General features: G+C 49.6%; 20 protein-coding genes. 7 read left to right on the top strand and 13 right to left on the bottom strand.

Annotation, left to right across the window (positions count from 1 at the left end; all coding sequences use genetic code 11):
- Positions 1–32 precede the first annotated feature (32 nt).
- The 3 genes from porQ to CHB83_RS04920 all read left to right on the top strand — a co-directional run bounded on the left by porQ (position 33) and on the right by CHB83_RS04920 (position 3,441).
- A complete protein-coding gene (porQ, locus tag CHB83_RS04930) occupies positions 33–1,094 on the top strand; it encodes a type IX secretion system protein PorQ (RefSeq protein ID WP_143436999.1) in 1,062 nt (353 codons plus the stop codon).
- Positions 1,095–1,206: 112 nt separating this feature from the next.
- Positions 1,207–2,619 (top strand): ATP-dependent protease ATPase subunit HslU, encoded by a 1,413-nt coding sequence (gene hslU, locus CHB83_RS04925; RefSeq protein WP_089331873.1) that lies wholly within the window; start codon positions 1,207–1,209, stop codon positions 2,617–2,619.
- A 96-nt stretch (positions 2,620–2,715) separates the two neighbouring features.
- On the top strand, positions 2,716–3,441 hold the full coding sequence (locus CHB83_RS04920; RefSeq protein ID WP_089331872.1) for an SDR family NAD(P)-dependent oxidoreductase: 726 nt from the start codon (positions 2,716–2,718) through the stop codon (positions 3,439–3,441).
- A 54-nt stretch (positions 3,442–3,495) separates the two neighbouring features.
- Here the strand turns inward: CHB83_RS04920 and CHB83_RS04915 are convergent, their stop codons facing one another.
- The 3 genes from CHB83_RS04915 to CHB83_RS24360 are packed head-to-tail and all read right to left on the bottom strand — an operon-like array spanning position 3,496 to position 8,001.
- Positions 3,496–4,848, bottom strand: coding sequence for a RagB/SusD family nutrient uptake outer membrane protein (locus CHB83_RS04915; protein WP_089331871.1), 1,353 nt, complete (start codon positions 4,846–4,848; stop codon positions 3,496–3,498).
- 20 nt (positions 4,849–4,868) lie between these two features.
- The gene (locus CHB83_RS04910) at positions 4,869–7,679 is read right to left on the bottom strand and encodes a SusC/RagA family TonB-linked outer membrane protein (RefSeq protein ID WP_245855298.1); all 2,811 of its coding nucleotides are present in this window, start codon (positions 7,677–7,679) and stop codon (positions 4,869–4,871) included.
- Positions 7,675–8,001 (bottom strand): carboxypeptidase-like regulatory domain-containing protein, encoded by a 327-nt coding sequence (locus CHB83_RS24360; RefSeq protein WP_394340141.1) that lies wholly within the window; start codon positions 7,999–8,001, stop codon positions 7,675–7,677. The genes CHB83_RS04910 and CHB83_RS24360 overlap by 5 nt, the downstream gene beginning before the upstream one ends.
- A 1,021-nt stretch (positions 8,002–9,022) precedes the next feature.
- Here CHB83_RS24360 and CHB83_RS04900 point away from each other — a divergent pair.
- Entirely contained in the window at positions 9,023–12,256 is a 3,234-nt protein-coding gene (locus CHB83_RS04900; protein ID WP_089331868.1) for a SusC/RagA family TonB-linked outer membrane protein, read from the top strand.
- Positions 12,257–12,268: 12 nt separating this feature from the next.
- The gene (locus CHB83_RS04895) at positions 12,269–13,711 is read left to right on the top strand and encodes a SusD/RagB family nutrient-binding outer membrane lipoprotein (RefSeq protein ID WP_089331867.1); all 1,443 of its coding nucleotides are present in this window, start codon (positions 12,269–12,271) and stop codon (positions 13,709–13,711) included.
- A 75-nt stretch (positions 13,712–13,786) separates the two neighbouring features.
- Here CHB83_RS04895 and prfB read toward each other — a convergent pair.
- The 8 genes from prfB to CHB83_RS04855 form a co-directional block, all read right to left on the bottom strand.
- Positions 13,787–14,864 (bottom strand): peptide chain release factor 2 gene (gene prfB, locus CHB83_RS04890; protein ID WP_179225456.1). Its coding sequence is split into 2 segments (ribosomal slippage): positions 13,787–14,803 and positions 14,805–14,864, totalling 1,077 coding nucleotides; the frame shifts between segments, so codons are not numbered across the junction.
- A gap of 123 nt (positions 14,865–14,987) precedes the next feature.
- Positions 14,988–16,052, bottom strand: coding sequence for a branched-chain amino acid aminotransferase (locus CHB83_RS04885; RefSeq protein WP_089331866.1), 1,065 nt, complete (start codon positions 16,050–16,052; stop codon positions 14,988–14,990).
- A gap of 163 nt (positions 16,053–16,215) precedes the next feature.
- Positions 16,216–16,767, bottom strand: a complete 552-nt coding sequence (locus CHB83_RS04880) for a cob(I)yrinic acid a,c-diamide adenosyltransferase (protein ID WP_045687847.1) — start codon at positions 16,765–16,767, stop codon at positions 16,216–16,218.
- A 98-nt stretch (positions 16,768–16,865) separates the two neighbouring features.
- A complete protein-coding gene (locus tag CHB83_RS04875; RefSeq protein WP_055562221.1) occupies positions 16,866–17,588 on the bottom strand; it encodes an ABC transporter ATP-binding protein in 723 nt (240 codons plus the stop codon).
- Between the two features lie 15 nt (positions 17,589–17,603).
- Positions 17,604–20,651, bottom strand: a complete 3,048-nt coding sequence (locus CHB83_RS04870; protein ID WP_089331865.1) for a DUF3488 domain-containing protein — start codon at positions 20,649–20,651, stop codon at positions 17,604–17,606.
- Positions 20,652–20,701: 50 nt separating this feature from the next.
- Complete coding sequence (gene gatC, locus CHB83_RS04865) at positions 20,702–20,989, bottom strand: Asp-tRNA(Asn)/Glu-tRNA(Gln) amidotransferase subunit GatC (protein ID WP_045687842.1); 288 nt, start codon at positions 20,987–20,989, stop codon at positions 20,702–20,704.
- 25 nt (positions 20,990–21,014) lie between these two features.
- A complete protein-coding gene (locus tag CHB83_RS04860; protein WP_089331864.1) occupies positions 21,015–21,860 on the bottom strand; it encodes a lysophospholipid acyltransferase family protein in 846 nt (281 codons plus the stop codon).
- 93 nt (positions 21,861–21,953) lie between these two features.
- Complete coding sequence (locus CHB83_RS04855; protein ID WP_089331863.1) at positions 21,954–22,526, bottom strand: NUDIX domain-containing protein; 573 nt, start codon at positions 22,524–22,526, stop codon at positions 21,954–21,956.
- Positions 22,527–22,963: 437 nt separating this feature from the next.
- On the opposite strand from CHB83_RS04855, the gene CHB83_RS04850 reads away from it, so the two are divergent.
- On the top strand, positions 22,964–23,206 hold the full coding sequence (locus tag CHB83_RS04850; protein ID WP_089331862.1) for a hypothetical protein: 243 nt from the start codon (positions 22,964–22,966) through the stop codon (positions 23,204–23,206).
- 185 nt (positions 23,207–23,391) lie between these two features.
- Entirely contained in the window at positions 23,392–23,967 is a 576-nt protein-coding gene (locus CHB83_RS04845) for a ribonuclease HII (protein WP_089331861.1), read from the top strand.
- A gap of 98 nt (positions 23,968–24,065) precedes the next feature.
- On the opposite strand, the gene CHB83_RS04840 is transcribed toward CHB83_RS04845, so the two are convergent.
- Positions 24,066–24,509 carry a response regulator gene (locus CHB83_RS04840; protein WP_045687836.1) on the bottom strand — a complete coding sequence of 148 codons (444 nt, stop codon included), beginning with the start codon at positions 24,507–24,509 and terminating at the stop codon, positions 24,066–24,068.
- A gap of 41 nt (positions 24,510–24,550) precedes the next feature.
- Entirely contained in the window at positions 24,551–26,110 is a 1,560-nt protein-coding gene (locus CHB83_RS04835; RefSeq protein ID WP_089331860.1) for a sensor histidine kinase, read from the bottom strand.
- Between the last annotated feature and the right edge of the window lie 31 nt (positions 26,111–26,141).

Raw genomic sequence — 26,141 nt, 5'->3', positions numbered from 1 at the left:
TATGCCCGCTGGTTTCACCTTATCTTAGACCGATGATTAGACTGTTACGCCCTCAAGTTGCTGTTCTTATACTGGGTAGTATCGTTGGGGCGGGTGCAGTACCCGCAGTAGCCCAAATTGGGGGGCAGCAAGCCTTTTCCTATCTAAATCTGCCCGTAAGCGCCAAGTTAGCCGGTTTGGGAGGGGTCAATGTGTCTTCCCGCGACGCCGATGGGACCATGATGTATGGTAACCCAGCCCTGCTTAACGCCGACATGGATGGCAGGCTGGCTCTGGGCTATGTGGACTACTTAGCCGATATCAAGCAAAGCACTGCCGCGTACGTGTTCAATACAGAACGCTACGGGCGTTTTGGGGTGGGCCTAACGTATTTGAATTACGGTAAGTTTGAGCAGGTAGATATTGCTGGCAATAGCCTCAGCGAATTCTCCGTGAACGAATATGCCCTGAGCGTCTCAGACTCGTATACTAGCGGAAGTTTCACCATCGGCGGTGCGCTCAAGATTGGCGTGTCAGGCATTAGTGGCAACCACTCAATTGCTACGTTGGCCGATGTTGGAGGCCTCTTCAAGCATCCAGAGAAAGACTTTACGGTAGGGTTGGTAGTACGTAATGCGGGCTACCAACTCAAGCCCTATGATGGAGCCGGACGGGAACCAATGCCATTGGACGTGCAAATTGGCACCTCATTCAAGCCCGAACATTTGCCCTTGCGATTTTCGTTTTCAGCCCATCATCTGCAACAACTTGATATTGTTTACCTCGACCCAAACCAGCGGGGGCAACTAGATGAGTTCGGGAATGAAGTGAAATCTAAGAAAACCTTGGGCGATAAAATTGCCCGGCACTTCGTGGTAGGAGGGGAGTTTTTGTTGAGCAAAAATCTCCATGTACGGATGGGCTACAATCATTTGCAGCGGCGTGAGTTACGCTTAGACAACACGGCTGGGGGTGCGGGTTTCTCCTTTGGTGTTATGCTGCGGATCAGCCAGTTCCAGCTGGATTACACCCACGCCGGGTATCACGCTTCAGGTTCGGCCAACTATTTTACCGTGGCCCGAAACCTACAGTCGCTATTCAAGAAAGACAAGTAGAGCTAGTATTGGACTAGCGTGATATTCCTATTTTCGCGCAAGTAGCGCAAACTTTTATTCTCTGGTTCAGATATACCGTATTATCTGTTTCCCTCTTTCCTATTGCTCCCCTATGCTAGATTCCGCTGAGTTTCTGACTCCGGCCCAAATTGTGGCCGAACTTGATAAGTACATTATTGGCCAGCACGAAGCCAAGCGCCATGTTGCCATTGCGTTACGTAACCGCTGGCGTCGGTTGCACGCCCCCATTGAGATGCAGCGGGAAATTGTTCCCAACAATATTCTCATGATTGGCTCCACGGGCGTGGGCAAAACTGAAATTGCTCGTCGGCTGGCTAGTATTTCCGGTGCTCCTTTCACTAAGGTAGAAGCCTCCAAATTTACGGAAGTCGGGTACGTAGGTCGCGATGTAGAAAGTATGGTGCGCGACCTAGTCGAGCAATCAGTGAATATGGTCCGCCAGCGCCGAAAAGAAGAAGTGAAAGCCCAGGCCGCCCAGGCTGTTGAGGATGTAATTCTGGATGCTCTTATTCCTCCCGTAACGGGTGGGGTAGGGGCCGTCAAACCAAATGTAGGGTTTGGCGCGGGTGACAGTAACTACCTGCCTGACGCCGACCATGAGCTAAACGAACGGACCCGGGAGCGTTTTCGGGAGAAAATCCGCAATGGCGAGATGGATGAGCGTAAAATCGACATCCGAGTACAGCAAAATAATTCTCCCGGTATCGGGGTCATTGGTGGCCCAGCTGGCATCGACGAAGCTTCAATGGCAGGCTTGCAGGACATGCTCGGGTCTATGATACCGAAGAAGACTCGCAAACGTAGGGTAACAATTGCCGAAGCCCGTAAGATTCTGCTGGACGAGGAAGCGGCTAAGCTCATCGACATGGATGAGGTAAAGGACGAAGCCATTCGTCATGCTGAAAACGCCGGCATCATCTTCATTGATGAGATTGACAAGGTTGCTAGCCGTAGCGGAAAAGGCGGTGGTGGACCCGATGTGAGCCGGGAAGGTGTGCAGCGCGATCTGCTTCCTGTGGTAGAAGGTTCAGCGGTGAGTACTAAGTATGGCATCATCCACACCGACCACATCCTGTTTATTGCTGCTGGCGCTTTCCATGTAGCCAAGCCCTCGGATCTAATCCCGGAATTACAAGGACGGTTCCCCATCCGCGTAGAGCTACAAAGCCTCACCAAAGACGATTTCTATCGGATTCTTAAGGACCCAAAAAATGCGCTGACTAAGCAATATGAGGCCTTGCTGCAAGCGGAAAGCGTGTCGTTGAGCTTTGATGACTCGGCTCTGGAGCGTATAGCGGAAATAGCCTTCGAGGTAAACTCCGAAGTAGAAAACATCGGGGCCCGTCGGCTGCATACGGTAATGAGTCGGCTTCTAAACGAGATTTTATTCGATGTCCCCGATCAGATCGGACCCAATGCGCAAGTGCTGATAACCCGCGAATTGGTAGAAGAGCGCCTGCGCGACATGGTCCGTAATCGAGACTTGAGTCAATATATCCTGTGATGCGAGCTTACGCGTCATAAAATAAAAACGGGCAGCCTAGGCTGCCCGTTTTTATTTTATGACGTATTGGATATCACCTCACCCCATCATTAATACATGCACTACTACATCATCACGGGCGCTAGCCGAGGGCTAGGGAAAGCACTAGCAGAAAACGTACTTCAGCAAGAAAACACAGCCGTACTTGGGGTATCACGTCATGCTACTATTGAGCATCCACGTTATACGCACCAGCCCCTAGACCTATCCGATATGCTGGCCGTGCAGAACAACCTGCACAAAGTATTCCCTAAATGGCCAGATGCAGAAAGTATAACCCTGATTAATAACGCAGGTGTGCTTGGTGATATAGCCTACTTAGGAGAACACCAAAATGAGCACTTCGAATTTGTGTTTGACGTAAACGTAGTGGCTCCTGCCATGCTTATGAATACCTTCTTGAGTGCTTACTCGGGAGGAAGTAGCACCCGTACTATTCTTAACATAAGTAGTGGCGCAGCTCAACGTGCTGTTGATGGTTGGGGGGCTTACTGTGCTTCCAAAGCAGCTTTGGATATGCTTAGTCAAGTAGCTCAAAAAGAACAGGACCTGCGTGCCAACGGTATCCGTATTCGCAGCTTAGCTCCGGGAGTAATTGATACAGTAATGCAGGAACATATCCGCGGGGCAGACAAACAAAGTTTTAGTGAGGCTGAAAGATTCTCTGGGCTTCATTCTAATGGTCAACTAGTAGAACCTGAAGTAGTAGCCGATACTATTATAAAGTGGCTACAAAGCCCTAACCTAGGAGAAGGGGTAGTGTTAAGGATAACAGATATATAAAAAGGCCCCCAATCGGAAGATTGGGGGCCTTTTTATATATCTGTTACATACGTGTTAATAGCTCGGATTCTGTGTTAGGACACCGTTTGCAAGCTGTATCTCTCGGTTGGGAAGTGGGAAGAGGTTCCGGAAAGTCTGATTGTAAGTAGGCAATGCGGTTTGAACCATGTTGGTACGACGTAGATCAAACCAGTAGTTCCCCTCGTATGCTAATTCCAGACGGCGCTGAAGCAGAATATCCCTTACAAGTGCATCAGCGGTAGTGGCAGTAGTAGGCGCTAGACCAGCACGTGAACGAATAATATTCAATTGTGCGGCTGCATTAACTAAGTTGCCAGTTTGGGCTGATGCTTCAGCAATAGTTAGCACTACTTCCGCGTAACGGATAACATTGAAAGGATCATCACGCGTAGTAGTGCGTGTATATTTCTGGGTTAGACCACCGGTGACTACGTTAACAGCAAGTCGTTTGTCACCGGCCGGATGAGCGGCAGCAATATTAACTCCGGGATTCAGTTCATTTCTACCACCAGTAGTGTACCACCAAAAGGCGTACAAGTTTGTGTCAGTAGCAGAATACGTTAATTGCCAGATTGCGTCAGGTGTAGTAGTAGCAGTTAAGGCTGCAGTGGCAAAACCGGCTGAAGCTGGCACTTGACTAGCAAACTTTAACGCATCTGCATAGTTGCGCATGCGCAATTCAAAGCGTGCGCGCAGGGCGAGAGCAGCATTCTTTGTAACTCTGTTACCTACACCGGTTGCTAGGTTTTCAATTGCAAAATCCAGATCTGCTCGAATTGCAGCAGCAACTTCTGCTTCGGATGCACGGGCAATGGGAGCCGTACTTTCACCAATGGCCACTGTTGGAACTAGACGCAATGGAACACCTAATCCTCCGCTATAGCCATAGCCTTGAGGGCTACCGCCCCAGAGGCCAACAAGATTCATGTATGATAAGGCCCGGATAGCACGTGCCTGCGCCTGGGTCGTTAACTTAGGAAAAGCTGGATCGGTTATTTTTTCGCTTTCCTGTATAAGGTAGTTGGCACGGTTAATTGTGGCATAGATAGCGTCCCATGTATTTTGGATCTGGACATTATCAGGTTGCGCCTGATTTTGCGCAATCAAACCAAGTGTGGTCGTAAAGGTACCAACATGTGCCACGTCACCTGATATCAGGTCAGAAATGGTAGGAAACCCCACACCATAGTAGTCAGTTAATTGCAACGCATCATATACACCTAGTAAACCTGCTGCGGCGTCTTCTTTGGTTGTAAACCCAGTGTCAGAGCTAATGCTATTACTGGGTTCAACATTAATTGCCTTATCGCAAGCAGCAGAACCTAAACCAAGACTTAACAGCAGTGCTGAGCGTGTGGCAAGTTGACGAAGGGAAAGTATTTGCATGATTCAAGTAAGTCGGAGAATTAGAAGCCGAGCGTAATACCACCAGTAATGGTGCGCGCCTGCGGGTAAGTAAAGAAATCAGTACCGATAGATGTATTAGAACCACTAAAGGTGCTCACTTCTGGATCTAGGCCTGAGTAGTTGGTAAACGTAACCAAGTTCTGAGCCTGAGCATATACACGTACAGTGCGTAAGTGTACACGGTTAACGATTGATTTTGGTAGTGTATACCCTAAAACCACGTTCTTAATACGAGCATATGATCCATCCTCCAAGAAGCGGTCAGAAGTTCTAGTATTGCCGTTAGGATCACCTGCTACAGCACGGGGTATGTCAGTGTTTGTGTTAGTTGGTGTCCAGCGATTCAATACAGTTGCATCTTGACCGTAATTAGTGCTCATTCCTTCTGTGTTAGAACGAGCGCTGTTATAAATGTCATTACCGACATTATATTGTAGAAAAGCTGAGAGGTCAAATCCCTTATAGCGCACTGTATTGTTAAAGCCACCAAAAAATTTGGGCTGGGCATTGCCAATAATTTCTTGGTCACCCGTAGCAGTTATACGGCCATCACCATCTAGGTCGCGGAACTTGATGTCACCTGGACGAGTCAAAGAGGATTGATAAGTACCGGTAGAAGATCCTGCATTCAAAGCATCAATTTCTGCTTGTGTTTGTAGAATGCCTTCTACACGATATCCAAAAAATGCACCTAATGGTTCGCCAGCTTTCAAACGGCTTGCGAAGCCTTGTGCAGTACCTGTCGGGCTTGGATCTGATACTTTCGTTACAAGGTTGCGGTTAAAGCTGATGTTAAAGTTGGTTTCCCAGTTAAAGCCGTCGCCCTCATTGCGGAAGTTTACAGTGGTAAGAGCAAACTCTAAACCCTTATTCTCAATATTACCAACGTTGGCACTATAGCTTCTGAAGCCGGTGTCAGAAACAAGCTGCTGAGCTAAAAGCAAGTCATCCGTTTTCCGCAAGTAAGCATCTGCTGAAACGTAGAAACGATTTTCCAAGAAGCCCAAATCCATTCCAACGCTGGTTTGCTTGGTGCGTTCCCAACGCAAATCTGGATTAGCTAACTGATTGAGTGATAAACCACCTTGTTCTAGGTAATTGAACCCAATCCCAATCAAACCGCGTGAGCCAAAATTACCAGTTGGCTGATTGCCTGTTATACCGTAACTACCACGAAGTTTGAGTTCACTCAATACATCTTGATCCTTAAGAAAATCTTCTTCAATGATACGCCAGCCTAACGATGCGGCAGGGAAGTAACCTACTTGGTTGTTCGCACCGAAGCGAGATGACTGATCTCGACGTACTGAAGCCGTGACGAGGTAACGACCCTTGAATGAGTAATCAACTTTGCCCAACAAACCAAACAGTGCATTGCCAGTTGCTGTTGACGATGCAGATGTTTTAGTAGCACCAGCCGCTAGTTGACGAATTGAATTACTTGGAAAGCCAGTAGCCTGAGCATACGTATCACTATACGCATCGCGTTGGTACTCTGCTACAAATAAAGCGCTTAGCGTATGGTTATCACCGAAGTTTTTAGCGTAGTTAAGAGAGCTAATATGGTTATAGTTTATGTCCTGAAGGGTTGCAACAGTTGCTTCGCCCCTCACGTTAGCCCCGGCATTGGTTAGAGTAGAGTAAAATCTATCATCACGGCCGTACGTGAAGTCTAATCCAAATGTGGCCCGGTACCTCAAGTTTTTGATGAGTTCGAACTCTGTGTACTGTGAACCAATTAAGCGATTATTAACGCTTTTGATGTATGGCTCATTAGCAGCTGCAACCGGATTTTCTAAAGATCCAACTTTATAATAAGTTCCGTTAGCGTTATAAATTGGTAGATCAGCAGCGTATAAGCGCGAAGTAGTTAATACTCCATATATACTATTGTCATTATTAATTCGATTGTTAATGCTGCTGCTCAAACCAATCGAGGTGCCCATCCGGATTTTCTCCGAAAGCTTATTGTCAAGCGATACTCGAGCGCTTGCTCTTTTATAGCCAGAGCCGATAATGGTTCCTTCTTGATCGAAATAGTTTAGTGCTACTCTATAACGGTTTTGATCAGATCCGCCTGAGAACGTCAACCCATAGTTGCTGATTGGAGCGGTGCGCAATACTTCATCAGCCCAGTTAGTAGAAGTAGAGGTGCTAGGATTCTGGAACTGGCTTAGTGGGCGTATTGGACCTGCATCAACATAGGAGGCTAAACCATTGGAAACAGCAGCATCCCCAGGTCCATATAAATAGGCCGCTAAGTCTTCTTTGCTACGAAAAGTAAGCGTTGATGAATATGGATAATTACCGTTCGCGTTTGCCGGATAACGGTTTACTGCTTGATCTATAAACAATAAAGTTTGTTGCTCTCCATTTAGGACACTGGGTTTCTTCCATACCGTTTGAGCACCAGTGTAATATTCCAAGTCAACTCTCGGCGTACCTGCTTTCCCCCGCTTTGTAGTAATAATTACTACTCCGTTAGAGCCTCTAGATCCGTAGATTGCAGCTGAAGCCGCATCCTTTAATACCTCAATGCTTTCAATATCATTGGGGTTAAGATCATTAAGCCCATTGGTTAGCTGATTGCCAGTGCCTAGTTGTGTCGTATTACCACTAATTACAGGTAATCCATCAACTACATACAATGGCTCATTGCTAGCTCCTATCGATGCCGCACCACGCACGCGCACAGCAATGCCAGAGCCGGGTGTTCCTGAACTCTGCGAAACCTGAACACCAGCCGCTCTACCTTGGAGGGCTTGATCGACACCAAGAATAGGTTGGTCTTTAAAATCTGTAGCTTTAATTGTAGCAATAGAGCCAGTTATATCCCGACGCTCTCGCTGCTGGCCATAGCCAGTTACATATTACTTCGCTAAGTTGCTTGGTGTCTGCACTCAGTCCGATATTGACCTGGTTGGTTGAACCGATGAGTTGTTCAGTGGAGACATAGCCAACGGAAGTAAAAACAAGTGTTCCTCCATCGGCAGGGGTGGTTAGAGTGAAAGAACCATCACTATTAGTAGATACTCCGTTGGAAGTACCCTTTAATAATACGGTTACTCCTGGTAATCCATCCCCAGTGCTACGATCAGTTACACGACCTGATACTTGCCGAGTCTGAGCCATTAACTGTGTTGCACTTAGCACAGTTAGTGGTATGAATGAAAGTAAAATTCTGCGCATGTGAAAATGCATTAGGTGAAGTTTGTAATGATGATCAGAACAAGTAAGTGGAATACTTCTGTCAAAACTAAGTACCAAAATATAGATTATTGCCAAATAAATCGTTAAAAAAATAAAGATTTATAATTGGTAAGTTTTTAAATATAAATATACGTATATAATATATTGATATATTGCTTTGTGTAATTACGATAGTAGCAGAGCTGTGAAATAGCATGCAGTTAAATAACTGAGACTATTAGCCTGATACATAGGTTTGCTACTTCGGTCAATACTACTAATTGAAACGAGGACGTTGTGTGTGAAAATTTACTTACGTAATCTTGTACATTACGAACTTGATTGTGTTATTTAAATACAATTATATATTGATGAATTCTTATTCTATCCATTGTGTAACGTAAGAATACCATTATGATACTCTTTAAATCTATGATGAATACCTTAGTGAATACATAGGCTTCACGCTGTAAAGACTTTAAGGCCACCCATTAGTATATACAGGTCTTGATTCTTGTGATCTTTAGTTGACAATGCTGATGTGCAAGGTGTATTATGTAGTAATCAATAATATACGTCAGTAATTATTATATTTCAATAATAACTGTTATAAATTAACATTATTACATTAAACATGGCCTATTTATATTAAATCGTATATTTTACGATGGATTATAGTGATACATGCTTAGGCGTAACGTGATGATTGACAATTGATTAGTTCAAGTTGAAAGGGGGCTGCTTACGGGCTTGATGCTGTAGCTAATGACACGTGCTTGGTTTTGATACTGTTTCAAGCACCGCTAGGTAGATAATTCTAATGACTAGAATTTTTTTCTAAATTGCGGTTCCAGGACCTTTGAGCAATGTGCTAATTGATTGTGTACAGAGTATCTGTTGGTTGAGCACACTTTTTTGAATAATTTCGAACTTCTATTAACAAACTTCACTCACTCACACTCAAATGCGGAAAATTTTATTGAGTGCGCTTCTGACCGCGCCCGTGCTGTTGCAGCAGGCGGCCGCGCAGAATCGCCAGATTTCGGGTAGAGTAACAGATCGTACGACGGGTCAAGGTTTGCCCGGCGTTACGGTTCTAGCTAAGGGTACCAGCAACGGTGTGTCAACTAACTCGGATGGCACTTACACGTTGTCAGTACCTTCTTCTGTTACTACCCTCACATTTACTTCTATTGGTTTTATATCGATAGAACGGCCAATCGGTGATGCCACTTCAATAGATATTGGGTTGGCTCCTGATACCAAGCAATTGGGTGAAGTAGTAGTAACGGCTCAAAACGTCGAAAGAACTCGTAACTCATTGCCTTACTCTGCAACGCAAGTTGAAGGCGAGAACATTACAAAAGCACGTAACCCTAACTTCATCAACGGCCTTTCTGGTAAAGTTGCTGGTGTTCAGATCCGTCAGAGCAACTCATTGGGTGGTTCTACCAACGTGTTGATTCGTGGTACTAAGTCACTGTTTGGTAATAACCAGCCGCTGTTTGTGGTAGATGGTGTGCCGATCAGCAATGCTAACACGAACTCTACTGATCAGCAAACAGGCCGGGGTGGCTACGACTACGGTAACGCAGCCGCGGATATCAACCCAGACGATATTGCATCAACCACTGTCCTGAAAGGCGCCGCTGCCACTGCACTATATGGTGAACGTGCCGCCAACGGGGTTATTCTGATTACTACCAAAAAGGGTCGCAAAGGTCTAGGGGTAACAGTTAACCTCGGCGCTACCGCTGGGCGTATTGATAAGAAGACCTTTATCAAGTACCAGAAGGAATATGGAGCAGGGTATGGCCGTTATTATATTGATAACAGCAACAACCCTGCTGATAACCCATATTTTCTTGACCGGGATATCAATGGTGATGGTGTTAATGACTTAGTTACACCGTTGTCGGAAGATGCGTCTTATGGTGCGGCGTTCGACCCCAATCTCAACGTCTATCAGTGGGGTTCGTTTGATCCTACCTCGCCTACGTACAATCAAGCTACTCCTTGGGTAGCAGGTAAGAATGGCCCTGAAGAATTCTTCAAAACAGCATTGACGTTAAACAATAGCGTTTCTATTGATGGCGGCAATGAAAATGGATACTTCAAGTTAGGCTATAATAACATCCGGGATAAAGGTGTTCTGGAGAACAGCGAAGTAAACAAGAATATTGTCAATTTTGCTGGTTCGCTCAACCTAACGCCCAAGCTAACTACGACTGCTTCTATTAACTACACTCGTGTAGATGGTAAAGGTCGTTACGGCACCGGATATGGAGATGGCAACGTGATGACGAACTTCCGTCAGTGGTGGCAAACCAACGTTGACATAAAGGAGCAAAAAGAAGCGTTTGAACGGACGGGACAGAATAGGACCTGGAATTACTCTAGCCCTTCTGATCTATCTCCTATCTATTGGAATAACCCCTATTGGGTTCGATACAAGAACTACGAAACCGATAGCCGTAACCGTTTCTTTGGTAACGTAACTGCTACCTACAAAGTAGCAGACTGGTTCAACATCTTGGGCCGAGTTACTGCTGACTCATACGATGAAATCCAAGAAGAGCGTAACGCTATTGGTAGTGTAGGTCTTTCTAGCTATAACCGTTACAACCGTACTTCACGCGAGTATAACTACGATCTGATTGGTAACTTCTCTAAGAACGTTACTGAGTCGTTCAGCTTGCGCGGTTTGATTGGTGCTAACTTGCGTCGTCAGTATGTTAGCAGCATCTACGCCGCTACTAACGGCGGTCTGGTAGTACCCGATTTGTACTCTTTGACCAACTCGGTAAGTGACCCTCTACCTCCTACCGAGAACGAGACCCAGATCGGTGTTGACGGTATTTTTGCCAGTGCTACACTTGGCTTTAAGGAGATGCTGTTTCTTGACCTGACAGCCCGCCGTGACAAGTCAACTACACTGCCAGCTAAGAATAATACATTTGTTTATCCTTCTGTGGCAGGTGGTTTCGTGTTTTCTGAACTGCTAAAGGACGTTTCGTGGCTGTCTTACGGTAAGGTGCGTGCGAACTATGCAGAAGTAGGTCAAGGTGCTGCTGCGCTGTCAGTATTCGATGTGTATACCAAGGTGTCAACCTTCAATGGTAACGCTCTATACTCGGTGTCTGGTACCAAAAATAATCCTGACTTGAAGCCCGAGCGCACGAAAAGCGCAGAAGCTGGTTTGGAAATGAACTTCCTGCGTAGCCGCCTGGGTTTTGACCTGACTGTGTATCAACAGAATACACAGGACCAGATCATTCCAGTTACGCTTTCCACTGCTACTGGATATAACTCCCGTTATGTAAACTCAGGTGAGGTTCGTAACCGTGGTGTAGAAGTTTCGGCCTTTGTGTCGCCCATAAAAAATGCGGACTTCTCATGGACACTGAACGCTAACTGGACTCGAAACCGCAACGAAGTAATCTCACTGTACGAGGGCGTGCCTAACATTGTATTGGCTAGCTACCAAGGCGGTGTAAGCTCCAATGCAACAGTCGGTGAAGCTTTCGGCTCTATCCGCGGATCAAATTATGTTTACCAGAACGGCCAAAAAGTAGTAGGAGCCAACGGATATTACGCTCAGTCTGCTACCTCCAATGAAGTGATTGGTAATCCTAACCCAGATTGGACGGGTGGTGTATCAAATACCTTGGCTTACAAAGGCTTGTCCCTGTATTTCTTGGTTGATGTACGCCAGGGCGGTGATGTCTTCTCATTGGACCGTTACTACGGTCAAGCTACTGGTCTAACTCCGGAAACGGCTGGACTAAACGACTTGGGTAATCCTTCACGTAACACAATCGCAAACGGTGGTGGTGTGATCCTGCCAGGTGTTTTGGCAGATGGCACACCGAACACGCGTCGGGTAAGCAACACGAACTACGGCTTGTACGGTTACCTACGTAATCCTGCTGCTGGTTTCGTATACGACGCTAGCTTCGTGAAGCTTCGTGAAGTTACACTAACCTATTCCATTCCTACTTCTATTGTGTCTAAAATAGGTGCTTTCAAAGGTGTTGACCTTTCGCTGGTAGGACGCAATCTGTGGATTATCTCCAAGAATCTGCCGGATGCCGACCCAGAAGATGCACTGAGCTCAGGTAACTTGGGCCAAGGGTACTCTTCAGGATCTTTCCCTGCCATCCGTTCGTTTGGTGGTAACATCCGCTTAAGCTTCTAATTCACTGTACTAATGAAAAAATCACTTCTCTTCATTCTGCCGGCGATGGTGCTTGCCACCTCTTGCGTCGACACGCTGGATGATTACAATATTGACCCTAAGCGTCCTCAAGCAGGCGAGGTTCCTGCTACTACTCTTGTCTCGAGCGCTGAACGCAGCTTGGCTCGCACAGTAGTTAGTCCTAGTGTAAACTTGAACCCTTTCCGCCTGTATACGCAGTATTGGGCTGAAACTACCTACTTCGACGAGAGTATTTACGACATCAAGACTCGTAATATCAATGGTGGATTTTGGTCGGCAATATATCGTGATGTGTTGCGCGATCTGCAGGAAGCAAGAACCATCATCAATGCCAATACCGACCCAACCTTCGCACCAGCTGTAAGAGCTAACCAGCTTGCTGCAATTGAGGTGTTAGAGGTATACGCATGGGCTACTTTGGTAGACGCGTTTGGTGATGTTCCCTATTCAGAGGCGCTAGATTTTGCCAGACCACAGCCCAAGTATGATGATGATGCTGTTATCTACAGCGACTTGATTACTCGGTTGAATACTGCCATCGGCAAGTTCGATACTTCTGCTGAAGGGCTTGGATCTGCAGATCTAATCTACGGTGGTGATGTAGCTCATTTCGCTCAGTTTGCTAATTCTCTGAAGCTGCGTTTAGCTCTTACCATTTCTGAGGTTGATGCTGCTAAGGCTGGCACGATGGTAAAGGAAGTGCAGGGCAAGCTATTCACTTCGAATGAAGATAATGCTCAGATTGCTTTCCAGACTGCCAATCCAAACACGAACCCTCTGTTCGAAGATTTAGTACAGAGCGGTCGTAACGATTTTGTCGGCACAAGCTTCTTCATTAACAAGCTGACTACGCTGAATGATCCACGTCTGAATGTATACTTCCAGACTCGTGATGGAAAGTATGTAGGAGGTGAATACGGTTCGAACAACAGCTACGAGTCATTCTCTGCACCAGGTGCTGCATTAGAGAGCCCTACTTTCCCAGGTGTTCTACTATCGTACTCACAGGTAGAGTTCTTACAAGCCGAAGCAGTTGAGCGCGGTTTGGGTGCTACTGGTAGCGCTAAGTCACATTACGATGCTGCTGTAACCGCGTCTATTTTGGAGTGGGGTGGTACTCAAGGTCAAGCTACTGCTTATTTGGCCCAACCGACAGTAAATTATTCGAATGCTGCTAGTGGTGCTTCCTTCAAGGAAAAGATTGGTATCCAGAAGTGGATTGCACTATATGGCCAGCCAACTGACTCGTACCGTGAATATCGTCGCTTAGACTATCCTGTTTTAACAAAACCAGATCAAGCGCTATCGAACATTCCGCGTCGTTTCTTCTACCCTGTAGTAGAGCAAAATCTCAACGCTGCTAACAACAGTGCTGCTGCTGCTGCCATTGGTGGTGACAATGTAGATTCGAGAATTTTCTGGGATAAATTTTAATTCATCTCAGGTCTAAACAAAAGGGGCTGCCAATTTTGGCAGCCCCTTTTTGTTTCCTCCAGATCCAACTAGATTTTAGTTCTGCATCAAATAGCCTTTGATATATTCCTCTAAATCCCCATCCAGTACGTTCTGCACATCGGTGCGTTCAATGCCGGTACGAAGATCTTTAATCAGTTTATAAGGGTGCAAAACGTAGTTGCGAATCTGGGAGCCAAAGTCGATACGCTTCTTGCCTGCTTCTACTACTGCTCGCTCCGCATGACGCTTGTCCATCTCAATCTGATAGAGGCGCGACTTGAGCATGCGTAGCGCGTGCTCCTTGTTCATGAGCTGGCTGCGCTCAATCTGCACGGCGATGATGATGCCGGACGGGGCGTGCGTGAGACGTACAGCCGTTTCTACCTTGTTCACATTCTGGCCACCAGCACCACCAGCTCGGAAGGTATCCCAAGAGATGTCAGCAGGGTTAATCTGAATGTTAATCGTGTCGTCGACTACTGGGTAGGCGAATACAGAGGCAAATGACGTGTGGCGACGTCCGCTGCTGTCAAAAGGAGAGATACGCACGAGCCGGTGAACCCCGATTTCGCTCTTTAGGTAGCCGTAGGCAAACTGCCCATCTATTTCCAAGGAAGCAGATTTGATACCAGCGCCTTCGCCCGGTTGATAGCTAACCTGCCGGACTGTGAAACCTTGCTTCTCACCCCACATGATATACATGCGCATGAGCATTTCGGCCCAGTCTTGGCTTTCTGTACCGCCAGCTCCTGGATTTATTTCAATGATGGCGGACAACTGGTCTTCCTCATCGGAGAGCATGCGTTTAAACTCAAGGCGTTCCACAGCTTGTTGAGCTGTATCGAACTCCTGTAGCATCTCCTGCTCCGTGACGTCGCCCTCCCGGTAGAAGTCGTACAGTACCTCTACATCGCCAACAGCCTTTTCAACCGTTTCAAAATCATCGGTCCATACTTTTATGGACTTGATTTCCTTCATGGTTGCTTCTGCCTTCTTAGAATCATCCCAGAAGCCAGGGGCAGTAGTTTGCTGTTCAGTGGCTACTACTTGGGCTTTACGGTTATCGTAGTCAAAGATACCTCCTCAGGGCCTCAGCGCGGCCCTTCAAGTCCTTCACCTGCTCGTGTGTCATGGGGGACAATAAATGTGAACGAATAAGAACAAAATGCGTGATGAGGCAAAGGTCCTCATAAAAAACGAAGCCGGTCTCATAAGAGCCGGCTTCGTTTTTGGCGGTGTGCCTAAATTGCTTCTATTACACGCGTACCATCCAGCCGTGTGTATCAGGTGCCGCACCGCTGCGGATTGCCGCTAAGGCTGCAGAAACTCGGTGCGAGAAAGAATCGGCGGGAGGAGTAGGCAATGCGTAGTCCTCACCTTGATGGCCAATGCTTGCAATAGGCGCAATGGTGGCGGCAGTTCCTACACCGAAGGCTTCCTGCAAGGTACCGTTAGCTTGGGCTTCTAGTACTTCTAAAGCTGATACTTTACGCTCTTCTACGGTCATACCCCAGTCGCGGGCAAGCTGTAGGACGCTGCGGCGTGTAATGCCATCTAGTATGGAAGTGCTGAGTGCGGGAGTGATTACGCGCCCATCAATTACGAAAATGGCATTCATAGTACCCGATTCCTCTACGTACTTGTGCTCAGAGGCATCAGTCCAGATTAGCTGGTTGTACCCTTCCTGCTGAGCCATTTTGGTCGGATACATGGCGGCGCCGTAATTGCCAGCATTTTTAGCGTATCCAGCACCACCTTCGGCCGAGCGTACGTATTTTTCCTCGAAGCGCACGCGTAATGGTTTGCTGTAGTACAAGCCTACGGGGCAAGTAATAACCATAAAGCGGTACGACTCCGAAGGACGTACACCCAACATACCATCGGTAGCAAACATGAAAGGGCGGATGTACAGCGCGCTGCCATCAAAGCTGGGAATCCACTCTGCATCTAGACGGAGCAACTGCACCAAACCCTGCATAAAGACTTCCTCCGGAACGCGAGGCATGCACATGCGGTCTGCGGAGCTATTCAGTCGATGAAAGTTGTCGTAGGGGCGAAACATGAAAATTTCGCCCTGCTGGTTTTTATAGGCTTTCATGCCCTCGAAAATGGCTTGGCCATAATGCAGAGCTGAATTGGCAGGGCTAACGGAGATGTCGCCGTATGGCACAATATGCGGTTCCTGCCATTCACCGTTTTGGTAGTCCACCACCAACATATGGTCGGCGAAAGTTTTACCAAATTCGAGGGTAGCAAAATCTACTTCAGGCAGGCGTGTAGCAACAGTAGGCTGGGTGCTGATGGCAAGCGTGTCAATCATGGGGAAGTGAAAGGAGGGTGGGAAACGATATAGCACATCGAGCACAGGTCATAAAAACCAGACAATTTCCTAATTCGTTGTGCTGAGAATTGGGTGGGAATGGACGAGTTCGGTGGGATAAAGATGCAGAATTTCTAACGAACAGTTGTTAGGAAGGTAACTGCTATTCCATTCGAGGCTTCCATGCTATTTCTTCGACTCCTAAATCGTGCGCCATTTGGCGGCTGAGCACGAAAAGGAAATCGGAGAGGCGGTTGAGATACATCACAACTAACTCGGCCACAAACGACTCTTCCTGTAACCCAATAACGAGGCGCTCGGCTCGGCGACAAACGCATCGAGCTACGTGAGTATACGAAACGGCTGGATGGCCCCCAGGCAAGATGAATACACGCAACTCAGGGAGAACTTCGTTCATACGGTCCATTTCTTCCTCCAATAAGGTAATGTCCGCCGCGTGTAAGTCCGGAATTTTCATTTTCGACTTATCCGGATCGGAAGCTAGAGAAGCTCCGATAGTAAATAAGCGGTCCTGAATTTCTTTCAGCAGGGGCCGACGCGCCAGGTTTACTTCTTGGTCGCTCACCAAGCCTAGGTAGGAGTTAAGCTCGTCTACGGTACCATAGCAATCAATACGCAAGCTAGATTTGGGTACACGCGTACCTCCAATAAGGGAGGTAAGACCTTTGTCGCCAGTTTTGGTGTAAATTTTCAAGGGCTACGGATGTAAGAAGGAAGAGTACCAAAGACAAGTGGCCGGCGCAAATGTTGCGGCCGGCCACTAAAGCAATTACCTAAGGTAGTAGCACCAAACTACTTCCCAATTAAATCCTGATGCGAAGCGACGTCCTGGTTAATCAAGTCAGACTCAATAAGGCCGTCTCGGAGGCGCACTACCCGGTGAGCGTAGCGGGCTATGTCTTCCTCGTGCGTTACCATGATGATGGTATTGCCCTTCACGTATAGTGCCTCGAACAAATCCATGATTTCGTGGCTGGTCTTTGAATCCAGAGCACCGGTAGGCTCGTCGGCCAGAATGATGCTGGGGTCGTTTACTAAAGCCCGAGCAATAGCTACGCGTTGTCTTTGGCCGCCACTAAGCTCATTTGGCTTGTGCAGGGCCCGTTCTGCCAATCCTACACTTCGTAATGCCTCGCGTGCCTTCTCCTGGCGTTCTGATTTGCCGTAGCCAGCATAGATTAACGGTAGTGCTACGTTATCTAGCGCAGTGGCTCGGGGTAGCAAATTGAACGACTGAAATACAAAGCCAATTTCTCGGTTTCGCACGTCGGCTAGTTGATTGTCGGTCATGTTACTGACATTCTTGCCGTTGAGAATGTAGCTGCCACTACTTGGAGTATCCAAGCAACCCACAATATTCATAAGAGTGGATTTGCCAGAACCAGAGGGTCCCATAAAGGCGACGTACTCGCCTCTTTGAATAGTAATCGTTACAGATTGGAGGGCGTGAATTTCCTCCGTTCCCATGCGGTAGACCTTGGAAATATCAGAAGTTTCGATGACAGGATTCGGCATAACCAGTCCAAGGGATTAGTTCCAGGGGGCTCCGGAAGCAGCCCGCGCATCGCGCCGTTTAGCCACCTCCGAACGAAAGGTAGCGTATTCTTCAGGTGAAAGCAAAGCACCAAGGTGCTCCAAGGGTACAATTGTATATTCGTTCAGTCCTATGGCAATGGCTGCCAAGATGTATTCTTTCAGCAAAATCGTTGATTCTGGGTCATATTCGATGCCTCGGAGCAACGTGTTGTAGGCCGCATTGAAATCACGCCGGGTGGTATGAAAATTTGCAGCAGCAGCTACCCCAGCATCCACGTAAGGAGCTTCTCGCACTACTTGCGCATACAGGCGAGCCGCTGCTTCTGGTTTTTTTTCGGCTTCCGCAACTGCAGCTTGGAAGTACACCAACCACCCTCTGTCAAGGCCGGTGAATGTGCCTGTACGCGTCAGGTCACGTAACGCAGTCCAGTTACGCTGACTCGCATACAACTCCCCACGAAGTACATTCCAAGGTGAAGCTTGCGGAGTAGTTACAGCCGGAGCGTACTTCTGGAGTACCTGAGCTACTGCTGATAGCTGGTCCGCCCGAATGGCACGTGGCAACTGGGCTAATAGGGCAGCATTTCGTCCTGTGGGGGTAGTGCTGATTTGAGCGGCCGTAAGAATATCAGCGGCCGGTAATTCATCACCCCGTACTACAAGGTATTGGACCCGCAACGAATCAGGAGCCTGCGTATACTGGTTTCGGAAGTCGGGGTCGAGTATGGCAAGAAGGGTTGCTGCACCCGATGATGCAGAAGAGCCAGCGCTGGCCATAAGCTGACGGGCAATATGCCGTGCCGAGTCGGGCTGGTTGGTGAGGGCTAGCGCGTAGGCCGCGGGCAATGCAGCGGCCGTGTTGCCATTCTGCCGGGCCTGCTCTAAGCGCCCGGCTGCCAGAGCTGGTAAGTGCTGTTCTAACAGCCACAGGCCCTGCAAGTGCTGGTAGTAGGCAGTTCCAATGCTAGAACCCGTGGCGAGAGGCGTAAGTGTGGCCTGCGCTGCTACCGGACGCCCACCGTAGTGCTGGGTGTAAGCGCGCAAGAAAGTCAGCTGATCGAGGTAAGGAGCATTGCCAGGGTGCTGGCCCAAGGCTGTAAGCACAGGTGCAAAGCTAGTATCTACCGTAGCCTTGGTTAACTGGGGACGTAGGAGGGCGGCGTGATAGAAACGTGCGAATTGCGTTTCTGTAAGAGCTTGCGTTGTGTCAGGCTGTGGCCACTTGGGGCCACCATTCGACGAGTTGTGTGGTAGTTGGTGCCACCGTAAAAGCACATTGCTTTGAACAGCGTCATCCTCTTCGTCAAGTAGCTTATCAACTAGCGAGCGGTCTTGATCCTGCGGGGCGACAGTAATTTGGGCGGCAAGCTGGTTTGCTTGCAACACGTGCCTTGTTACCGCAGTTGTGGCGTAGGCTTCTGCCCGCTTCTGGTAGAAGGCCACAGAATCGGTGAGTGACGTACGTGAGTACAGTTGAGCCAAATCACTATTGAGAGCAGCGCTTTGTGGAGTGGCCTTCAGCCCTTCGCGTAAGGCAGCTAAGCGGTCAAAGAAATCAGCAGGCTGGTTGTAAAGCGCAGCCAAGCGCAAGGAGATTTTCTCGGAAGGGCGCCGACCTAAAGCGCGCCGCAGAATATTGATTTCATTCTGCCGCTGAAGCCGAAAACGGTATAAGGCCGCCCGGCCCAAGCTAGCTTTGTGGTTATGAAAGTCTATGGCATCACTTTCGGCGTAGTAGCGCTCTGCCAGCAACGCTAGACCTTCCTGCTCAGGGGCTAGCTCGCTTTGCAGCCGAGTGAGGTCACCCAGGTTGTTGAAGTACGCAGCTCGGGCTTGGTCTACTATAAAAAAGTTGTTGCGCAATTCTACCGCGCCTAGGGCTGCTAACCCAAGCAAGTACATGGCAAAGAAGGGAAAGCGGCGCGGTTCGTAGATAACTCGGTAAACGGGTAGCTTTTGCCGTAGCAGTGGCCCAAAATTCACGAGTACATACAATAAGAAAGAGGACCCAATCGTCAGAAAAGCTAGTGCAATTACATCGCGCGCTGCCGTCAGCAACGGGTCATTGGCCGTGGCGAAGGCGTAGCCTAGTACCGTAGCTGTTAGCAAAACCAGAGTAATGTACAGATAGGACATACCAGGCCAGTAGGGTACCCACTCCGCATACGTAGTAGCTCGCCGTCGCAAGCCCAGCCAGCCAATAGCTACTGCGGGTACTAGAAGCACGAGAGGGTCGAGGTGCCAGCCAGGCAGGATTAGCAGTTCGCCATTGTTCCAATAGTACAAGAAGCAAGTGCCTAGGTACAGAAGGCTAGTTAGGAGAAAGGGTAGCAGCCCAAAGCGGCCACTAGGAGCATCAGCCTGGGTGTTCAGCCACAGCAACCCGTGTATGTTTTCGTATGCTACCCACAAAATCAGCAGCAGTACTGCTACCGCCCCGCTCATGGTAAAAAAGGCTGTGAGGTGTAGGGCAGTTACGTCGGCTGGATAATGGCTGCGTGCGAAGAGCAGCGTACCAAGAGCTGCCACCAGAACCGCGAAAGTCAAAAGCCTCTGTCCGAAGCCTATCTGAGGCCAGAAGGCATGGAAAGCAAAGGCCGGCCCAATCAGTAACAGCAGGCTCATTATAAGGAAGTACTGCTCCCGCTCCGCAAAAATGCCCAACAAGTCAGCGTTGAGGGACATCAGCAAGAAAATCACCAACCCAATGCCTGCTACAAAAGCTGGCCTTTCCAGCGTACTTACTACCGCAAGCCAATAGGCTAAGGCCACACCTAGCAGGCCCACCAGTATAAGGGCTGCCGTAGGCTGCACGTAAGGACCGGCTACATCGTAGGTTTGCGTGATAACATAGCCATTTGCCTGCACAGGGAGTTTTTCCAACCCCACTGCTACGGTGCCTACTGTAATAGGGACGGGCGTTAGCTGGGCTACGGGGCGGATGGGTAGTACTTCATCATCACCCGTGAAGTAGTGCCAGCCTGCTAGCCCTACGGCTAATGCCGTAAGCAGGGCCAGTAGCAGAAAAGGCCCGCGCCACACAGATTTCTGTTGGGACGCAGGCGGAAGAGAAAAGGGAGCCGACACTAGCCTTATTCGAGTACTTTGGGTACGCGGAAGTAATCAGAGTCTTTACGCGGTGCGTTGCTTAAGCCTTCTTGGTGGCTTACCGTGTTGTGCGCCTCATCGGGCCGTAGCACGTTGATTTCGTGGGACAGGTGCACCAAGGGCTCAATAGTAGCTGTGTCGAGCTGACGGAGCTGGTCAACCCAGTCCAGAATCTTGTTGAGGTCGCCCAGCATTTCCTGCTCTTTGGTGGCGTCAAATTCTAAGCGGGACAAGTGGGCCAGTTGGCGGAGAGTGGCGAGGTCGGTGCTCAAAGTAGGGAGGAGGTAAAAATTAGAGTTAAGAATTAGGTGCTTTTGCCTTCTCCGCTGGGTCTGGGGCCGGCGAGGCCGGAGTAGGGCTAGCGGTAGGGCGGCGCCAAGAGCTGGGGGCCGGAATGCCGGCTGCCTCAGGCCGGAAGGCACTGGCAATGATGTCGTGAGTTCGTTGCTTTAGCGCTGGGGCATCGGCGGCAGTGAGGCCAGCCGTTGGGATTGGCTCGTGCAGCGTAATGGCCAGGCGCGAGTACCGCACCCGCAGTCCGGCAACGTCAGGCATGAAGCGGTGGTTCAATGGCATAGTAACGGGTACAATGGGTACACCGGTAGCAATAGCCAGTTGAAAGGCTCCATCCTTAAACTCGCCCATTTGCACGCCGGGCGTTTTAGAGATGGAGCCTTCCGGAAAGATAACAACGGAACGGCCAGCTTCCAGGGTACGACGAGCCTGCACCATAGCCCGGCCTCGGCTCACGGCACTATCTCGGTCAACTGTAATGTACACCCGCCCAAAGATGGGCCCCCACAAGGGCACTTTTGCCAAAGACTGCTTGCCCATGATGTTGAGCCAGCCAGGAATGGTTTTGAACAGCAGCGGAATATCAATATATGAGCTGTGATTGGCTACGTACACGCAAGGTTGCCCTGCTGGCATAGGCTTCTTACGGACTATTTCCACCGGCATACCCCACATTCGAATGAATAGCAGGCTCCACACGCGGTTGAGAGCGTGCAGATACCGATGCCACTGCGGCCGCTTACTAAGAGCCAACTGCAGCGGGTAGGTAACCAGAAACGGCATCACAAACCAAAAGGTAGCCCAAGTGGTGTACAGCCGGTGTCCAATGTACTGCAGCATACGACGCATATCCGCAAATTTAAGCCCCTATGCGGAAAATGCGGACATTCTCGGCGTGGCGGGCTGCTTCGGTACCAGACTAGTCCAGTAGCGTGCTGACACTTACTTATGTAGCAGCCGTGCTGCTTTCAGCAGGCCTGCCACGCTAACGGCGTCCGTAATGCGGTTATCCATTACCATTTCAACGGCTTGTGAAAGCGGTAATTTCCAGATGCGGAGGTCTTCTGTTTCCTCTGGCTCCGTGTCACCTTGTTCCAGATCTTGCGCGAGAAAGACAAAACCTTCCTCGTCAGTTACGGAGTTGGACGTATGCACTCGGGCGATGTTCGTCCACCGCTTGGCTAATAAGCCTGTTTCCTCCTTCAGTTCCCGCTGCGCCGACTCCAGAATATCGAGCTCTACTGGCCCGCCGCCCATAGGAATTTCCCAGCAGTACTCCTTCAGCGCGTAGCGGTACTGGCCTACCAACCAGGTATTCCCTTCCTCATCTACCGGAATGATGCCTAAAGCTTTGTTTTTCATGGATACTACCCCGTACACACCGGGATTGCCAGCCGGATTGATAATCTGGTCTTCCCGCACGCGGATCCAAGGGTTCTCGTATTTGACAGCCGTACCTAGCGTCTGCCAGGGGTTGTGATGCGGATCGTATTCAGGGGCTGAGGTAGAGGACATAAGCCGGAATGAGTTGTCTTGAAAGAGCCGCAAAGGTATAAGGCATTTTGGGGTTTAGTGGCCCCAATTAATCACTTACCGGTTAGAAGCTTTCATTGGTCGGGTCAGGGCTGCAATTGGTCCAATATCCCAGCGGGGTGGGGGAGGGCTGCTGTACATTTGTCTTAATAAGTAATCAACGCGAGAAGAGTTTATGGAAAGGAAGGCTTTTCCGCGTTGTGTTGCTGACGGCAAAAGGAGTAGGGTGGATGAATGATTTTGCCGGCAGTAACACGCCGAAATGGCCGCTACCTTTGGTAGCGGCTTTTCTTTTTTACCCCGGGATGGTAAGTAATACCGCCCAAAATCCTGTAAGGCGTCCTTCTCAACCTCTCAGCTATGGCCTGCGTACCATAAAGTAATCGGCCGTTCACATTCCGGTCGGTGCCGTGTTTTCTATGGCTCAGCAGCCCAAAAACCAAAACGCCCAGCCTCAGCCCGGTGACCCGCTGTTCAATCTCAAGCACGCTCAAGCCGAATCCGAACTAGCACAGCAAACGGGTGGCCTAGGTCCTACCACCAACGTATATACTACCAACGATGAAGACGAGGCCCTTGATGAAGGACCCCGCGACAAGCAAGGCACCCGTCGTGGTGAATCGGGTACTACCGAAACCGGCTCTACAGCTGGTCGCCACTAGAAATGTAGTTTAGATTACCTTCCAGAAACGGCCTCTCCGGGCGCTACGGCTACCGGGGAGGCCGTTTTGCGTGCAGTAGAATACTAATGAGTGCAATAGAAGATTGCCATAGCAAAATGAATTACCAAGGCAAAGGGTAATCCTCGTTGTGTAACGCCACGCGTGGGAGTGGTACTTTTGCTCCTATGTTACTTGCCTCTCATACTAGCCAGCCACTCGAAGCTGGTCTTGACGAAGCCGGCCGGGGCTGCCTTGCCGGGCCCGTGTTTGCGGCGGCCGTGGTGCTGCCTCCCGATTTTGCTCCGCCTTTTCTCAATGATTCTAAACAGATGACGGCTCGTCGGCGGGAACTGCTGCGCGTGGAGATATGCCGGGAAGCTATTGCTTGGGCCGTAGCAGAAGCGTCGCCGGAGGAAATTGCGAGCATCAACATTGCCCAGGCTAGTTACCTAGCTATGCACCGGGCAGTAGCCGCCCTAAATGTGATACCAACCCACTTGGCAGTCGATGGCAACCGGTTTCGGCCTCACCCAACACTACCACACACTTGCATTATCGGGGGCGACGGCATCTACCGGAACATTGCTGCCGCTTCCGTTTTGGCCAAAACCTTCCGCGACGACCGAATGCGGGAGTTAGCCCAGCTTTACCCGCATTACGGATGGGAGCAAAATGCGGGCTACCCTACTGCTGTGCACCGAGCCGGCATCCGTGACCATGGCCCCACGGAGCACCATCGGATGGGCTTTCGGCTGCTCTAAGGGTAGCCTATTGAACGGAAAAAGCCCGGTAGCGCCTCCCTTTTTGTAGTGGATGAGATGCTGCCGGGCTACACGATAGAGGTGAACTACCTTGTGTGCTAATCCTTTAAGCGCAACAGGTCCAAGAATAAGCTAAACCCATCAACGGTAGTGCCGCCTTCCCCAAAGCTGTCAAAGCTTAGGGGTTTGATGATGTATCCGCTAACTGCCAAGTCCTGCGCCTTCAGACGGTCAGATTCGAGGTCGGAAGTAGTGGTAATAAATACATTCAGGTCTACAAACTCAGGGTCGGCCCGGAGAATCTCGAGCAGTTCCAAGCCATTCATGCGGGGCATGTTAATGTCGAGCATGATGACGTTCGGCATGGGTATTTTCGCCTGGCCATTCTCGCCCCGAAGCATGTTCAGTGCCTCTCGGCCATTGCGAGCCACATGCAGAGGTACATTCACATTATGCTTGCGCAACTCGCGTTGCACGTTCATCACGTCCATCTGGTCGTCTTCAACTAGCAGAATGGTGGCTTGAGAATCGGTGGTGGTCATAAGGAGCGAAAAAACAAACAGTACGGCGAGAGGCCTGGGGGCTATACGTGAGTTGAGGCGGTAGTGGCTGCATTACCCGCCGCTTTTGCCTCAATGCCACGCGCTTCCTGCCGCCGCTGGCGCTCTTTAGACCAGGTAAACAGAAAGTTGGCGCCCTGGCCTTCGGCCGACTCTACGTGGATAGTACCGCCCTGGCGTTCCACAATTTTCTTCACAATGGCGAGGCCCACGCCGGTGCTTTCCAGCGTGTCACGTTCCGTAAGAGTTTGGAAAATGACAAAGATTCGCTCGTGATACTCTGGGGCGATGCCCGGGCCATTGTCACGCACAGAGAAGGTATAGTGCGTGCGTTCTTCACGGCACCCAATAAGAATGGTGCCAGTGGCGGGATGGTCGTGATACTTGAGCGCGTTGCTGATAAGGTTGCTGAACACTTGGTGCAACTGTACCCGGTTGGTGGTAAGAGTAGGTAAGTAGCTGGGAAGCTCCATGCGGAATCCCTCGGGTGGGGCCAGCGAATCAATGATTTCTTGTAGCAACTCTCGCACGTTCACGCGCTCATCGGCCTGGGACGTGCGCCCTACCCGCGCTAGCTCTAAGATGCCGCTAATCAGGTTTTCCATACGATGGACGCGGGTGCGCATCAACAGCAAAAACTCGCGGATGTGTTCAGGCAACTCCTGGCCCATGTCTTCCTCAATCCAACGCGACGCTGTTTCAATACCTCGTAATGGGGCTTTCAGATCGTGCGATACAACGTAGGCAAACTGATCGAGCTCTTGGTTGCGGCCCTCCAGCTGCGTGATGTTGCTGTTAATAGTATTCGACATCACATTCAGTGAGTCGGTTAGCTCGGTCATCTCGTCCTGCTCCGGGTCGTGCACGGTGGTGTAGTCGCCATCGGCAATTCGGCGCGAGAGGGTTACCATTCCTCCAATGCGCTGAGAAATCTGCCGCACGAGGTAGGAGGCGTACAGCAAGCCCAGGAAAATAGTAGCCAGGGTAATGCTGATAGACAAAATGCGGGTTTCGCGGATGCTAGCTTGGAGCTTGCCTCGTTGTCCAAGCCGGGAGGTGGTTTCGTCGCGCTCAAAGGCATTAAACACCACCCGAATCTGATCCATGAGCAGCTTGCCTGTAAGGTCGGTGGTAAGGCCACGGTGCTCCAGTCCCTCTAGCGCTATTTGGTTGGGGTCGCGCCGCCGGGCCTCCCGCTTCTCGCTGATGAGCAAGTGCGAGTAGGCAGTCCACTGCTGAAATAAGCGTTGAGCGCGCAAAATGCGCTCGTACTGTTCTGAGCCTACCGTCAGTTCGTTGCGCAACTGAGCAAAGCGGCCGAGTAGGTTTCGCTCGCCCTCGTAATAGTTCTCCAGCAGAATTTCATTTCCAATGAGTAGGTAACCCCGAAAACCGGTCTCCATGTCAATGATATTGCGTAGCAAGGTGGTAGCCTCCCCAGTAATGCGCTGAGAGCGTTCTACCCGCTGAGAGTTGCGCAGCACTTTGCGCGAAAGCTGGTAGTTGATGAGCACTACCGCCGCGAATAGAATGGAAATGGCAACGAAGCCAGCAAAGAGTTTGGTAGAAAGTTTAAGCTTCATGCAGGGCGAGCAAAGCTACTTAGTTGGGTAA

The sequence above is a fragment of the Hymenobacter mucosus genome, assembly GCF_900188255.1.
Taxonomy (GTDB): Bacteria; Bacteroidota; Bacteroidia; order Cytophagales; family Hymenobacteraceae; genus Hymenobacter; species Hymenobacter mucosus.
Note: the sequence above shows the minus strand (reverse complement) of the source record. Positions and strands in the feature narration are given on the sequence as shown.

Excerpts from the sequence above, each read along its gene's own strand:
- porQ (WP_143436999.1), top strand. The coding sequence starts at position 33 with ATGATTAGACTGTTACGCCCTCAAGTTGCTGTTCTTATACTGGGTAGT.
- CHB83_RS04885 (WP_089331866.1), bottom strand. The coding sequence starts at position 16,052 with ATGATTGACACGCTTGCCATCAGCACCCAGCCTACTGTTGCTACACGC.
- CHB83_RS04860 (WP_089331864.1), bottom strand. The coding sequence starts at position 21,860 with ATGCGTCGTATGCTGCAGTACATTGGACACCGGCTGTACACCACTTGG.
- CHB83_RS04900 (WP_089331868.1), top strand. The coding sequence starts at position 9,023 with ATGCGGAAAATTTTATTGAGTGCGCTTCTGACCGCGCCCGTGCTGTTG.
- CHB83_RS04850 (WP_089331862.1), top strand. The coding sequence starts at position 22,964 with ATGGCTCAGCAGCCCAAAAACCAAAACGCCCAGCCTCAGCCCGGTGAC.
- CHB83_RS04920 (WP_089331872.1), top strand. The coding sequence starts at position 2,716 with ATGCACTACTACATCATCACGGGCGCTAGCCGAGGGCTAGGGAAAGCA.
- CHB83_RS04895 (WP_089331867.1), top strand. The coding sequence starts at position 12,269 with ATGAAAAAATCACTTCTCTTCATTCTGCCGGCGATGGTGCTTGCCACC.
- CHB83_RS04845 (WP_089331861.1), top strand. The coding sequence starts at position 23,392 with ATGTTACTTGCCTCTCATACTAGCCAGCCACTCGAAGCTGGTCTTGAC.
- CHB83_RS04875 (WP_055562221.1), bottom strand. The coding sequence starts at position 17,588 with ATGCCGAATCCTGTCATCGAAACTTCTGATATTTCCAAGGTCTACCGC.
- CHB83_RS04915 (WP_089331871.1), bottom strand. The coding sequence starts at position 4,848 with ATGCAAATACTTTCCCTTCGTCAACTTGCCACACGCTCAGCACTGCTG.
- CHB83_RS04855 (WP_089331863.1), bottom strand. The coding sequence starts at position 22,526 with ATGTCCTCTACCTCAGCCCCTGAATACGATCCGCATCACAACCCCTGG.
- CHB83_RS04835 (WP_089331860.1), bottom strand. The coding sequence starts at position 26,110 with ATGAAGCTTAAACTTTCTACCAAACTCTTTGCTGGCTTCGTTGCCATT.
- CHB83_RS04840 (WP_045687836.1), bottom strand. The coding sequence starts at position 24,509 with ATGACCACCACCGATTCTCAAGCCACCATTCTGCTAGTTGAAGACGAC.
- CHB83_RS24360 (WP_394340141.1), bottom strand. The coding sequence starts at position 8,001 with ATGGCTCAGACTCGGCAAGTATCAGGTCGTGTAACTGATCGTAGCACT.
- hslU (WP_089331873.1), top strand. The coding sequence starts at position 1,207 with ATGCTAGATTCCGCTGAGTTTCTGACTCCGGCCCAAATTGTGGCCGAA.